The following is a 12,958-nucleotide window of genomic DNA, read 5'->3' on the forward strand; positions in this document are numbered from 1 at the left end:
TGTCGATGCGTACGACGTACCGGATGCGGTCGGGACGGTTCCTCGGAATCCTGGCCGCCGGGCTGATCATTCTCGGGGTGGCCGCGGTGCTGTGGGCGCTGGGGCTGCCGTCCGTCGCGATCTCGGTGTTCATCTCGCTCGGCGGACTGATCACGCTGGCCGGTCTGTGGATCCTGGCCCGGCCGCCGAAGGTCGCACGGCTGCGGGACTCCGACATCGAGGTGCGCGGCGTACGGACGCCCTGGACCGACGTCACCGAGGTCGGCCGGGTGGAGACCACGCACGGCGAGGCGATCGTCCTGCGCACCAAGCAGCCCGACCACCCGATCCTCCTGCCGCTGTCCTGGCTCACGCCGAAGCAGGTCCCGTCCCTCGAGACCACGCTGCGCGACAAACTGAACGCAGCCCACGGGTACACGATCTGGGACGGCACTGTGCCGGAGGACACCGGCGGCGCAGAATGATCCGGTGCTTTCCTTCGAGCTGTCGTACGACGAGCTACTGACCTATCAGGGTACGAATCCGCGGCCTGCGGATTTCGACGAGTTCTGGGACAAGGCGCTGTCGTCCCTGGACGAGGTCCCTGCCGACACGGAGTTCGTGGACGCGACCGACTTCCCGCTGACCACGGCGACCGCGCAGCATCTGTACTTCACCGGGACCGGCGGGTATCGGGTGCACGCGAAGGTGCTGCGGCCCGCTGAGCCGACCGGGCCGGCGGTGCTGCTCTTCCACGGGTACGGCGGTGAGCAGCCGAAGTGGGTCGAGCTCCTGCCGTACGCGGCGCGCGGGTTTACGGTCGCGGCGCTCGACGTACGGGAGCAGGTCGGCTTCCGCACTCCGTCGCAGGAGGGCAATAGCTTCTCGCTGCAGCATCATTTGGTGCACGGGTTGGACGCCGGGCCGGACGGGTTGCTGTACAAGCACATCTTCCTGGACACGCGGCGGCTGGCCGACGTGATCGGTGGACTGCCCGAGGTGGATGCCTCGCGGATCGCGACCACCGGTTGGAGCCAAGGTGGCGGGTTGTCGTTGGTGGCGGCGGCGCTGACGCCGTCGATCAAGTACACGGCGAGCGTGTACCCGTTCCTGTGCGACTACCAGCGGACGTGGGATCTGAACCTGGAGACCGGGCCGTACGACGAGATCGTCACGTGGTTCCGCAAGCGCGACCCCAGGCATCTGCGTCAGGACGAGGTGTTCACGACGCTGGGCTACATCGACGTACAGAACCTCGCCCCGCGCATCCAGGCCGAGGTAACGCTCTTCGTCGGCCTCGAGGACCAGGTGTGCCCGCCGTCGACCCAGTTCGCCGTCTACAACAAGCTCGAGACGGTCAAGGAAACCCGCCTCTACCCCGACTTCGGCCACGACGACCTCCCCGGCGCCCACGACGACATCTACCAACTCATCGGCGCCAAGCTCTAGGAGTAGACGTCGAGGGTGATTCTCGGGTCGTTCAGGTTGTTGATGGCTTGGATCAGGATGTCGGCTTGTGGGTCGTTGCGGTCAACCAGCATCACGAGGCGGTTGGTGTAGTGGTCGACGCCGCCGCTGATGCCGGTGGTGCCGGTCCACGTGGTCTGGTGTTCGAGTAGGCGGGAGGAGAGTTCCTGCAGTTCCTCGGCGGAGTACTGGACCTGGACGAACAGGACGCGCAACCACGTCGGGCTCGTGACCAGAAGGAGGAGCCGGGCCTGTTGAAGGGCGTCCTCCGTGGTCATCTGCACTGTGAGAGTTGTGGACTCGGAGTCCCACAGCATGCCGCCGTCGTACGCCGTCAACGGCTCCAGCAGGGCCCGAATCCGATCCATCTCTTCGCTGGCCAGCGCCTCACCCGTGATATCCAGCGGCAACCACTCGCTTGCATCTGGATCCGGCCCCCACTCCTTGTCCACAACCACAGGCTAAGCAGCGACTACAGCAGGAACCAGTAGTTGACTGTTGGGCCCTGCGTGGCGAGGCCACCGCCCACGGAGTCGTAGAGGTTGCGGGCTGGGGTGTTGTTGGCGCCGGTGGTGAGGAACATTTTGGTGGCGCCGGCCGACCGGCCGGCGGTCATGAAGGTTGTGAGGAGCACGCGGCCAACGCCCTGCCGGCGGTGAGAATCGGCGACGGCGAGGTGGTGCAGGTAGAGCATCGAGGCGCCGTCGGGGCGAGGGAGCTGATAGCCCCAGCACCAGCCGGTGATCTCGTCATCCGTTGTTGCCACGAAGATCAGCGTGCCGGGCGTTTCGAGGTAGGTGGTGTCGGCATCGGTCTTCAGGAACGTGTGGACAGCGCGGGCGAGTAGGTCGCGGTCGGGGGTGAGGATCTCAGGCATTGGGCCGGGTCCAGAGGATTGAGTAGCGGTAGAGGAGGTGGCGGCGGTAGGTCGAGCCGGGGAGGAGTTCGGCGGCCAGGGCCTGCATGTATGGGTAGGTTACGGGCGGCGGCCACACGATGGGGGAAGGGTGTTCCCACTTGCCCTTCGCGACGCGGTGGGCGGTGCTTACGGCGGCAGCGGCCAGGGCGTACGGCGCGTCGCGGGGCATCGTCGTGCGGGCCAGGCCGACGATGGCCAGCACCCCACCCGGTCGCACCAACGAGCGCATTCGCAGCAGGCCCGCGCGGGCGTCGACGTGGTGCAGGGTTGCGACCGAGGCGATCACGTCGTACGACGCCGGCTCCAGCGGATACTCCAAGAAGTCCCCGTGCACATATGAGATGTCGTCGCCGTACCCGCGGGCCAGCTCCAGGCTCGGCGTGTCGAGGTCGATCCCGGTGACGGCCGGTACGACGCGGCGCAGATCGCGGGACAGCATGCCCTCGCCGCAGCCGATGTCCAGCGCAGACGTGGCGCCCGGCGGGACGGCGCGCAGAATGCGTGAGTGGTAGTGGATGTTGTGGTTCCACCGCTGGCTCATCCGCCCATCCTCGCCGAAGGCGGGGCCTACGATCGTGGGGGGAGGGTGATGGTGCGGATCCAACTGCTCGGTGGTTTCGCTGTCGATCGCGGGGGGCGATCCGTCGATCCGACGGTGTGGCGGCTGCGCAAGGCGCGGACGCTGGTCAAGCTGCTCGCGTTGACGCGCGATCAGCGGCTGCATCGCGACGTACTGCTCGAGGCGCTCTGGCCGGACCGGCCGTCGACGTCGGCGGTCAACAACCTCCACCAAGCTCTGCACGTCGGACGGAGGGCGCTCGCGGGCGACGAGCCGAGCAACGGCCTGCTGGAGCTGCGCGACGACTTCGTCGTACTGCTCGCGGACGGGCTCGTCGACGTCGACGTACGGACGTTCGAACGACTCGCTGCGCTGGGTCGGATCAGCGGCGACCTGGCCGATCTCCGCGCCGCAGTCGCCGCGTACACAGGCGACCTGCTGCCGGAGGACAGGTTCGAGGACTGGGCCGTCCGGCCGCGCGAGGAACTCCGCGCGACCTTCGGCAACCTCCTCGTCGACTTCGCAGACGCGGCCGCAGCGGATGGGCATGAGGCCGAGGCGCTCGACGCCCTGACGCGCGCACTCGCCATCGATCCGCTGCACGAACACGGCGTCCGCAGCCTGATGCGACGGCTCGCGGCCACGGGCCGTTCGTCGGAAGCCTTGGCGCAGTACGAACGCCTGAGAAGCGACCTGCGGACGGCGTACGGTACCGATCCGGACCCTGACACCCAGCGCGTGTACCAAGAACTGCTGACCGGCACCGGCACCGTCACCGTCGACAAGCAACCGCGGCACAACCTCGCGCCGGCCCTAACGAGTTTCGTCGGCCGTGAGCGCGAGATCGCGGACGTCCATCGCCTGATGGAGCAGGGCCGCCTGGTCACCCTCACCGGCGTCGGCGGTGCCGGCAAGACCCGCTTGGCGGAGGAGGCCGCGCGCCGACTCGTCGACTCGTACGCCGATGGCGTGTGGATCGCCGACCTCGTACCGGTGGCAGATCCGCACCTCGTCGCCGACAGCGTCGCGGCCGCGCTAGGCCTCGACCCGGCCGCCGGCTCGGACTCGACGCGCACCCTGATCACCCGGCTCGCTCCACGCAATCTCCTTCTAGTACTCGACAACTGCGAACATCTCCTGGCCGCCTGTGCCGGACTGGCAAGCGCAGTACGACGAAGCTGCCCCGGCGTCAGCCTGCTCGCGACGAGCCGCGAACCCCTGCACGCTCCGGGCGAGGTGACGTTCCGCGTCCCGTCTCTCGAGCTTCCCGAGCCAACGGATGCGCTCGACCGGCTCCGCACGCTCTCGTCGGTAAGGCTCTTCGTCGACCGAGCCCAGGACGTCCGGCCCGGCTTCACCCTCGACGCCACCAATGCCGCCGCAGTCGTAGAGATCTGTCGTTGCCTCGACGGCATTCCGCTCGCCCTGGAGTTGGCCGCCGCCCGCGCCTCGCATCTGGAGGCCGCAGAGATCGCCGCACGTCTGGGCGAAGCACTCTCCCTGCTCGGCCGTCCCGGTGAGGTCACCCGCCACGCGACGCTGCGAGCGACCCTCGAGTGGAGTCATGCCTTGCTGTCGGACGACGAGCAGGTGCTGCTGCGCCGGCTTGCGGTCTTCGCCGGCAGCTTCTCGCTTCGGTCCGCCGAGCAGGTGTGCGCCGACGAACGTCTGCCTAGCTCAGATGTTCTGGACATCCTCGGCCGCCTGGTCGACAAGTCGCTACTGCTGGTCGACCACGACGGGCAACGCTCCCGCTACAGACTCCTGGAGACGATTCGCCTGTTCGCGCGTGAGCGTCTGGTCGCGGCACACGAGGCCGCCGAGATGGAGGCGGCGCACTGCAAGCACTTCCTGGAGTTGGCGGCCGACGAGGATCCCGAGCGAGCCGGCGTGGTGGTCGAACGTCCTCAGTTGCTCGACGCCGATCACGACAACCTCCGCGCCGCGCTCAACTGGGCGCTCCGCCATGATCACGAGCGGGCTTTGCTGCTCGGGCTCAGCCTCTCGCCGTACTGGTTGGCACGAGGGCACTTCTCCGAAGGTGCCGGCTGGCTCGAGCGCGTTCTCGACGTCGCCGTCGAACCGTCGCGCGAGCGAGCGCGTGCCATCTTCGCGCTGTCGATCCTGCTCGCCCGGAGCGGGCTGGCCGACCGGCTCCCACGACTCGGCGACGAGGCAGTCGCCGTCGCCTATCAGTCCGGAGACCAGGTCGACCTGGTCTCCACCCGGATACTGCGCGGCACGCTGCTGCTCGGGAGCAGTGATCTCGACGAGATCGAACAGACCGCGCTGGACTCGCTCGCGGCGGCCGACTCCCTCGGAGTGGAGCCCCTCGCCGCGGCCGCACAAAACCTGGTCGCGATGACCGCCCTGTTCCGCGAGGACGCCCAACTCGCGCAGGAACGCTTCGAAGAATGCCTGCGGCGGCTCGGGCAGATCGATCCGAACACGACCCGGTTCTTCCCCGCCGTCACGATGTGTCTGCCGCTCGCACCGATCGACGGCTGGTGGATCCCGGTGTTCGAGGAGACCTTCCTGATCGGTCGACGGGTCGGCGCCGTCCAGGGCACCGGCTACGCGCTGTCCGGCTTGGCCGACGCCCACCGCCTGACGAGAAACCTCGACGCCGCACAGGACGCCGTACGGCGGTCCGTGGACACCTTCACCGGAATCGACGATGCGTCCGGGCTCGGCCATGCCCTCAACCATCTCGGCTGCATCGAACGTGACCAGGGACTGTTCGGTCCGGCCGAGAAGCACCTGCGCGAGGCGCTCCGGATCCGGGAGCAACTCGGAGATCGCCGCGGCGAGAGCCTGACGCTTGCCAACCTCGGTCTGCTCGCGGCGGCGGCCGGCGATCCCGGGACAGGAAGACGGCTTACACGCGCGGCCCTCGACCGCGGCGAGGCGGTCGACGATGCACCCGCCGCGGGTGGCGCTCTGCTGAACCTGGCAGTCGTCGAGTTGTACGCCGGCGAGCGTCGTACCGCACGGATCCTGACCGAACAGGCGGTCGAAGCCTTTCACCCGCAGGGCTATCTGCGACTCGAGGCGTGGACGCGGCTGCTCGCGGCCGAGCTCGCCGTCGAGGACGGTGACACTGAGGTGGTCACCAGGCACGGTCCGGCGGCCTTGGAGATCTTCACCCGGCTGGGCTGCCGCATCGGCACGCCGCGCGCCGCCCTGCTCATGGGCCGCTAAGTCACGCTAAGCGATTGCGAAGAGGTCCTTCCTAGTGTCGTTGTCAGGCCGGGAAACGTCCTGGCTGGAACGAATCAGGAGTGGAAATGACAACGACGCAAGCGCGGCAGGACACGCTCGGGGAGGCTACCCTCGGTGAACTTGCCGAAGGACTTCGTGGCGAGCTGATCCGCCCGGCCGACCCGTCGTACGACGATGCGCGGTCGATCTGGAACGCAGCGCATGACAAGCGACCGGCGCTCATCGTCCGGTGCAAAGGGGTGGCCGACGTCATCCGGGCCGTGGAGTTCGCCCGGAGCGAGGGGTTGACGTTGGCCGTCCGGGGCGGCGGTCACAGCATCCCCGGATTCTCGACCACCGACGGCGGCATCGTGATCGACCTGTCACCGATGAACTCGGTCCGGATCGATCCCGATCGACGGCAGATCGTGGCGCAGGGCGGTTGCACGTGGGGAGACGTGGACGCCGAAGCGCAGGCCTTCGGGCTGGCCGTCACCGGCGGGCTGGTGTCGTCGACCGGAGTCGCCGGCTTCACGCTCGGCGGCGGGATCGGCTGGCTCGTCCGCAAGGCAGGCCTGGCCTGCGACAACCTCATCGGGGCCGACATCGTCACCGCAGACGGTCAGTACCTGCACACGAGTGAGACCGAGAACCCCGAGTTGCTCTGGGCATTGCGGGGCGGTGGCGGCAACTTCGGTGTCGTCACATCCTTCGAGTTCAAGGCCTATGAGGTCGGTCCGACGGTCTTCGCGGGACTCGTCTTCTACCCGGGCGATCGCGCTGCCGACGTACTGCGTGGCTTCGGTACTGCGGCTGCCTCGGCCCCGGACGACCTGTCGTTGGCGATCAACCTCACCACCGCGCCGCCGTTGCCGTTCCTGCCGGAAGAGGTTCACGGCAAGCCGATCGTCGCCGTACTGGGGATGTGGTCCGGGCAGCCGGACGCGGGTGACGCCGCGACCCGGCCGTTCCGCGAACTCGCACCGGTCGTCGCCGATCTGTTCGGACCGATGCCGTACAACGCGATGCAGACGCTGCTCGATCCGCTGTTCCCACGCGGTCTGCGGAACTACTTCCGTTCAGCGTTCTTCGCCGACCTCGGTCCGACGACGGTCGACGCGCTCGTCGCCGCGCACTCCGCAGTACCGAATGGTCTGTCGGAGCTCCACGTCCACCATCTGGGTGGCGCGATGGGCAGGGTGCCGGCCGACGCCACTGCGTTCGGCACCCGCGACCGCGAGTACATCCTCAACGTCGTCGCCCGGAGCGAGGACGCGGCCGGGTACGACGCGGCCGTCGAGTGGGCTCGATCGGCTGGGAGTTCGCTCGGGCCGAGCGCGGCGTCGTACGTGAACTTCACCGGTGAGACCAACGAGGACATCGTCCGGGCGTCCTACCCGGCGGCGACCTACGAACGGCTCGTGCGCGTCAAGAACACCTACGACCCGACGAACCTGTTCCACCTCAACCAGAACATCCGCCCGGCCAGCGCCTAGGTCACCGGGTGCAGGACATCGCGGCAGGGCGTCCGGCGAAGCGGTCTGCGGTCCAGGCGAGGATGTCTGGCATGGCGCCGTCGTCGATGCCCTGCACCCACGGGTAGGTGTCGTGCTCGAGGCCGGGGTACGTCTTGTACGTGAGTCGCGTCCCGAGCCGGCACTGCTGGTTCGCGATCCGGTCGGTCACCCCGACGGGAACGACGGTGTCGGCTTGGCCCTGGAGCAGCAGGACCGGTCCGCCGAGCGGCCGGGTCCCGGTCGAGTTGACCAGCAGGTACTGACGGAAGGCGGGATCAGTCGAGTACGCCGGCGTGACCAGCTGCGGCCCGGTCAGGTCGGCGTACGCCGTGAATGCCGCGTTCAGGCAGCCGATCGCGGTGATGCCGATCCGGGAGTACGCCTCGGGGCTGAGTAGCCGCCGGGGCTGGATCTTCGGGTCGCTGAAGTGCGCGCCCTGGGCAATCATCGCGGCGAAGGCGCCGTACCCCGGAGTCGCGGCCACGTGGTCGACGACCTCGGACAGGTTTGCGACCGGCGACGTGAGGACGGCACCGAGGTACCCGGGCTGCGGGTGGAGGCGCTGCCGCTCGGCGACGCCCATCGCGGCACCGCCACCCTGCGAGTGACCCCACAGCACCCACCGCGGCGACAGGTCCGGCCGCACGCGGCGGGCCGCTTGCTGCGCGTAGGTGACGTCGTTGGCTTCCGCGGTCTTGTTGACGAGCTCAGGCCTGCCATCGGTGCCGAGGCCGGCGTAATCAGGCGCAACGACCGCGAAGCCGCGGTTGACGAAGTCCATCATCTGGTTGCCGTGGTAGAGGTCCTTCATCAGCGACGGCGCACACGGCCGGCCGATTCCGCTGGCGCCGTGCGCGTCCACCACGACCGGCCAGCCGCCGGCCGGTGTCGTGCCGTCCGGCACCAGAACGACTGCGGTCGCGGCCACATCGCGGCCGGTCGAGGTCCGCGAGTGGTACATGATCCGGGTCGCCGGTCCGGCGGTGTAGTCGGACGTCACCTGCCGACGGATCACCGAGCCGGGCGGTGCCCAGGGCAACGGAGCGGGCGCGTCGTAGAACGAGGTCCGCGGTACGGCGTTCTGCTGTTGCAGCTCGAGCTGGCATTGCACGTTGCAATCGGCCGCCTGGGCCGGCGCGGCCAGACCGGTCGCCACCGTAGCCGCGGCGATCAGGGTGATGAGGTGTCGCACGTCGATCTCCAGAATGCTTGGACCCACCCCCGACGGGTTGGCCACCGCACCCCAGGACACCGCCCGGCCTCACGCCTGTGACGTCGCGGCTGGTGATCTACCTCTCAGAAGTCAGTCGCGCTTCAGGGCGGCGTCGATGACGGCGATCAGGACTTGGTCGTCGTCGGCCCGCCAGGTGTGCGACCGTTCGCAGGTCCACTGGTCCGGCTCGGTCGGTACGACGCAGCCGAAAAGGCGGACCTTGCCGGCGGCCGCCGCCTCCCGGGCGACGCGGGTCGGGAGGCCGTACAGAATCGGCACTCCTCGTTCCCCGCAAACCGGGCACTCCGGCGCATTCGCCATACCCCCAGCGTACGGCGGAAGCGTTCCGGCTCACGCGAGGTCTGACACCAGCACCTGCTGGATCTTCGTCAGGGCCTTGATCAGGTGGGCGCGTTCGGCCTGAGTGAGGGTCGCGGTGATCCGGTCCTCGAGGGCCTGGCGTTCGGCCTCGATCGGCTCCTGCAAGGCACGGCCGGCCGGGGTCAGCCAGAGCCGGACCAGGCGGTTGTCGTGGGGGTCCGGTCGGCGTTCGAGCAGGCCCGAGTCCGCGAGACGGGTGGCGAGTTTGGTGACGGCGGGTGTGGTGACGTTGACCGCCGCGGCGATCTCGCCCGGCGTACGCCCGTCCTCGGCCCACAACGCCGCGAGCAGATGATCCTGCCCGAGCCGCAGCCCGTGACGTTGGACGGCGGCGTCCGCCGCGGCGCGCAGCAACTTGGACGTCTTGCTGTGCAACTCCAGGAACTCGGGCATCGGGCACTCCTTGACGATCAGATCGTTTACCGGTTAACGTTCTCGCCGAATCGTTAACCGGTAAAGGAGTCTGCCATGCTACTCATCACCGGCGCAGGAGGACACATCGGCCGCGAGCTCGTCGGCGAGCTCAACCGCCGCGGCGCCGACTTCCGCGCCCTGGTCCGCAGCGCGCGCCCCGATCTCCCCGCGGAGCAACAGATCGGCGACCTGGACGGACCGCTCGATCTGCACGGCGTCGACAAGGTGTTCCTGCTCGTCCCCGGCACGGGCCTCGACCACACCGTCAACGTGGTCGCCGCAGCCCGCGAGGCCGGAGTACGGCATCTCGTCTACCTCTCGTCGTACGCCGTGCTCGGCGACCCGATCCCCGCGATGGGGCACTGGCATCACGAGCGCGAGCAGCTCATCCGCAACTCGGGGATCCCGGCAACCTTCCTCCGGCCGACCGGCTTCATGACGAACGCCGTCGACTGGCTGCCGACGATCCGCGCCGGCGGCTACGTGCTCGACCCGATCGGCCCGGGCCGGTCCGCGCCGATCGATCCGGCGGACATCGCGGCCGTCGCGGCGGCCGTTCTCACCGAGGACGGGCACGAGAAGCAGGAGTACACCCTGACCGGTCCCGAGGCGTTCACGCTCGCCGAGCAGGTCGCGATCCTCGGCGAGGCGATCGGCCGCAGGCTCGACGTACGACCGATCGAGACCCCGGAAGAGGCGGTCCGCTTCCGCTACCCCGACGGCGCGCCGCCGGACCTGGCAGCGGCGATCGTCGAGGGCCTGCAGCTCATGCGCGCCGATACGGTCGGCCTCCGCACGGACGCCGTACGCCGCCTCACCAGGCGCGAACCACGGACGTTCGCGGCCTGGTGCGGCGACAATGTGCGGTTGTTCAAGTAGCTCCGCAGTACCGGCCTGGTGAGGCATGGTCAGTACTGCGCAGCCGCCTAGTTGGCTTCCTTGGTTGCCCAGTAATGCCATTGCGGAGAAGCGACTGGGGAGCGGGCCAGCCCGTCCGGCCAGGTTGCCGGGAGGTCATGACTCCGCGCCGCGTAGAGGATCACCTCCGATGCGGTGCGGTCGCCGCGGACGGCGACACGTGCGGCGGTCTCGGCACGCATGTCGGCGAGGTAGTGGATCGCGGGCAGGAACTCGGCGCTCAGCCGTGGACTGAGCCGGCCGACGGGTTCGTCGTCGAGCCGGATCTCGACCACGATCCGGTGCCGGTCCTGGATACCGTCCTCCTCCTCGACCGCATGCATGGTGGCGTACACCCAGCACTCGCCTTCCGCCCGGAAGAACGGCGCCAGTACGTCGGGATGCACCTCGCTGCCTGGTACGACGATGCCGCTGCCGGGCGGTAGCAGGTGAAAACTGCCTGGCGGGGGCAGGTTCACCGGCACGAGCATGTGCGGCTGCCCGAGGGCGACCGCGACACTGGCGTGGAACTCGGTGCCCTGGGCGCCCTTGCCGTCCCAGTCCGCCGGCTCCCACTCGCTGACCCACAGGTGACACGGGACCTGCGGTTGCAGGCCTTGGGCCACCAGTTCTGACAGCACCGGGTGGTACCGGTGCGCGTCGTCCCTCGGCAGATAGCCGACAACCTTGCCCTGCACCCGGACGGCGATCGACCGCGGGTCGAAACGGTTGTGCGGTTCCGGGACGAGGTCCGCCTCGGTGTCCAGATCTGCGCCACGCGCTGGGATGGGATCGGGAAACAGGCTACGGATCGCCTGCTCGTGCGGAGCCTCCCGCACGACCTCCTGACCACACCACAGGGCGTCTCCCCACAGACTGAACGGAATCAGTTCCATTCTTGCCCTCCAGTCCTCACTGACCGGCTTTACTCGGCTCATCTGTTCCAGGGGCCTGGTCGTTACACCGAGTGAGCGTATGAAAACTAGACTGCCCAGTGAAGAGCCGTTTCACGCATGGTGCAAGAGTCTGATGCGCAAAGGGTATGCGCCGGTCCGGACTGTGGACGCGGATCGTCTTGTGCAGCGAGCGAATCGGCGAAGATCGTGCACATGCACGGGAAGGAACGTCATGCAGGGCAGTAGTTCAGTCGCTCGATCGACCGCCGTTGACGCGGCAGCGATCGAGGCGGCGGTGGACCGTCTGGACGGTGTCGCCGTGCGCACACCGTTGCAACGCAACCTCCGCCTGTCGGAACGCACCGGCGCGCAGGTCTGGCTGAAGCGGGAGGACCTGCAGATCGGCCGTTCCTACAAGCTCCGCGGGGCGTACAACCTGATCGCCCAGCTCGACGACACCGCGAAGGCGGCCGGTGTGGTCTGCGCGAGCGCTGGCAACCATGGTCAGGGCTTGGCGTATTCGTGCCACATCCTCGGCGTCCAGGGCAAAGTGTTCGTACCGCGGACGACGCCGCGGCAGAAGCGGGACCGGATCGCGGCCCTCGGCGGCAAGCAGATCAAGGTGATCGTCACCGGCGACACGTACGACGACGCGGCGGCCGCCGCTCTTGCCGAAGGTCAGGCGACCGGGGCAACGATGGTGCCGGCGTTCGACGATCCGCGAACCGTTGCAGGGCAGGGGACCGTGGCCGTCGAGCTGGTCGATCAGCTCGGCCACGCTCCCGACGTACTCGTGGTTCCGGTCGGTGGTGGCGGTCTCGTTGCAGGGGTTGCAACGTGGATCGCCGAGCGGCATCCCGGCGTACGCATCGTCGGGGTCGAGCCGGCCGGCGCGGCGAGTATGGCGGCGGCGTTCGAGGCCGGCGAGCCGGTGGCGCTGCCGCATCTCGACAGCTTCGTCGACGGCGCCGCAGTACGCCGGGTCGGTGCGGTAACGCTGCCGTTGGTGCGACAGACCGGTGTGGAGCTCAGGTCGGTCCCCGAGGGACTGGTGTGCTCGGAGATGCTCGAGCTGTACCAGGCCGACGGGTTGATCGCCGAGCCGGCGGGCGCTTTGTCGACAAGTGCCCTCGGCAACGGCCTCGACGTACGGCCCGGTGAGACCGTCGTCTGCCTGCTCTCCGGCGGCAACAACGACGTCAGCCGGTACGGCGAGATCCTCGAGCGCTCGCTGGTGTACGAGGGCCTGAAGCACTACTTCCTGGTGACGTTCCCCCAGGAGCCCGGCGCCCTGCGCACGTTCCTCGACGGCGCGCTCGGCCCGGATGACGACATCACGCTGTTCGAGTACGTGAAGCGCAACAACCGGGAGACCGGCGTCGCGCTGGTCGGTATCGAGATCAGCAACCGCGACGACCTCCCCGGACTCCTGGCCCGGATGGAGGCCGCTCCCCTCGACATCGAACGGATCAACCCGAACTCCCCCGAGTTCAGGTACTTGATCTAGTGCCCCCG

The 12,958-nt window shown here is 68.5% G+C and carries 13 protein-coding genes; 6 read left to right on the forward strand and 7 right to left on the reverse strand.

Going from position 1 to position 12,958, the window contains the following annotated elements:
- Positions 1-5 precede the first annotated feature (5 nt).
- Positions 6-464 carry a hypothetical protein gene (locus tag EV653_RS25615; RefSeq protein ID WP_134106213.1) on the forward strand — a complete coding sequence of 153 codons (459 nt, stop codon included), beginning with the start codon at positions 6-8 and terminating at the stop codon, positions 462-464.
- A gap of 4 nt (positions 465-468) precedes the next feature.
- Entirely contained in the window at positions 469-1,428 is a 960-nt protein-coding gene (locus EV653_RS25620; protein WP_134106214.1) for an acetylxylan esterase, read from the forward strand.
- On the opposite strand, the gene EV653_RS25625 is transcribed toward EV653_RS25620, so the two are convergent.
- From EV653_RS25625 to EV653_RS25635, 3 genes are read right to left on the reverse strand one after another with little or no spacing between them, the layout of a single operon-like run.
- Positions 1,425-1,898 (reverse strand): hypothetical protein, encoded by a 474-nt coding sequence (locus tag EV653_RS25625; RefSeq protein ID WP_134106215.1) that lies wholly within the window; start codon positions 1,896-1,898, stop codon positions 1,425-1,427. The genes EV653_RS25620 and EV653_RS25625 overlap by 4 nt on opposite strands.
- A 20-nt stretch (positions 1,899-1,918) precedes the next feature.
- Positions 1,919-2,323: a GNAT family N-acetyltransferase gene (locus EV653_RS25630; RefSeq protein ID WP_134106216.1), complete on the reverse strand. Its 405-nt coding sequence runs from the start codon at positions 2,321-2,323 to the stop codon at positions 1,919-1,921.
- Positions 2,316-2,906: a class I SAM-dependent methyltransferase gene (locus EV653_RS25635; RefSeq protein ID WP_134106217.1), complete on the reverse strand. Its 591-nt coding sequence runs from the start codon at positions 2,904-2,906 to the stop codon at positions 2,316-2,318. Before EV653_RS25635 ends, EV653_RS25630 begins: the two co-directional genes overlap by 8 nt.
- A gap of 48 nt (positions 2,907-2,954) precedes the next feature.
- Between EV653_RS25635 and EV653_RS25640 the strand changes: the two genes are divergently transcribed.
- Together EV653_RS25640 and EV653_RS25645 are read left to right on the forward strand one after the other, a co-directional pair.
- Positions 2,955-6,125 (forward strand): BTAD domain-containing putative transcriptional regulator, encoded by a 3,171-nt coding sequence (locus EV653_RS25640; RefSeq protein WP_134106218.1) that lies wholly within the window; start codon positions 2,955-2,957, stop codon positions 6,123-6,125.
- Between the two features lie 86 nt (positions 6,126-6,211).
- Entirely contained in the window at positions 6,212-7,621 is a 1,410-nt protein-coding gene (locus EV653_RS25645; protein ID WP_134106219.1) for an FAD-binding oxidoreductase, read from the forward strand.
- Between the two features lies 1 nt (position 7,622).
- Here the strand turns inward: EV653_RS25645 and EV653_RS25650 are convergent, their stop codons facing one another.
- The 3 genes from EV653_RS25650 to EV653_RS25660 all read right to left on the reverse strand — a co-directional run bounded on the left by EV653_RS25650 (position 7,623) and on the right by EV653_RS25660 (position 9,629).
- Positions 7,623-8,834: an alpha/beta fold hydrolase gene (locus EV653_RS25650; RefSeq protein ID WP_134106220.1), complete on the reverse strand. Its 1,212-nt coding sequence runs from the start codon at positions 8,832-8,834 to the stop codon at positions 7,623-7,625.
- Between the two features lie 111 nt (positions 8,835-8,945).
- A complete protein-coding gene (locus tag EV653_RS25655; protein ID WP_166679455.1) occupies positions 8,946-9,134 on the reverse strand; it encodes a hypothetical protein in 189 nt (62 codons plus the stop codon).
- Between the two features lie 72 nt (positions 9,135-9,206).
- Positions 9,207-9,629: a MarR family winged helix-turn-helix transcriptional regulator gene (locus tag EV653_RS25660; RefSeq protein WP_134106222.1), complete on the reverse strand. Its 423-nt coding sequence runs from the start codon at positions 9,627-9,629 to the stop codon at positions 9,207-9,209.
- Between the two features lie 75 nt (positions 9,630-9,704).
- On the opposite strand from EV653_RS25660, the gene EV653_RS25665 reads away from it, so the two are divergent.
- Positions 9,705-10,529 carry an NAD(P)H-binding protein gene (locus EV653_RS25665; protein WP_134106223.1) on the forward strand — a complete coding sequence of 275 codons (825 nt, stop codon included), beginning with the start codon at positions 9,705-9,707 and terminating at the stop codon, positions 10,527-10,529.
- A gap of 47 nt (positions 10,530-10,576) precedes the next feature.
- Here EV653_RS25665 and EV653_RS25670 read toward each other — a convergent pair whose 3' ends face one another.
- Positions 10,577-11,443, reverse strand: coding sequence for an HIRAN domain-containing protein (locus EV653_RS25670; protein ID WP_130445689.1), 867 nt, complete (start codon positions 11,441-11,443; stop codon positions 10,577-10,579).
- 232 nt (positions 11,444-11,675) lie between these two features.
- On the opposite strand from EV653_RS25670, the gene ilvA reads away from it, so the two are divergent.
- The gene (ilvA, locus tag EV653_RS25675; RefSeq protein WP_134106224.1) at positions 11,676-12,950 is read left to right on the forward strand and encodes a threonine ammonia-lyase IlvA; all 1,275 of its coding nucleotides are present in this window, start codon (positions 11,676-11,678) and stop codon (positions 12,948-12,950) included.
- Positions 12,951-12,958: the final 8 nt, after the last annotated feature.

Origin of the sequence: Kribbella pratensis (genome assembly GCF_004365355.1) — a bacterium.
In the GTDB taxonomy this organism is placed as follows: Bacteria; Actinomycetota; Actinomycetes; order Propionibacteriales; family Kribbellaceae; genus Kribbella.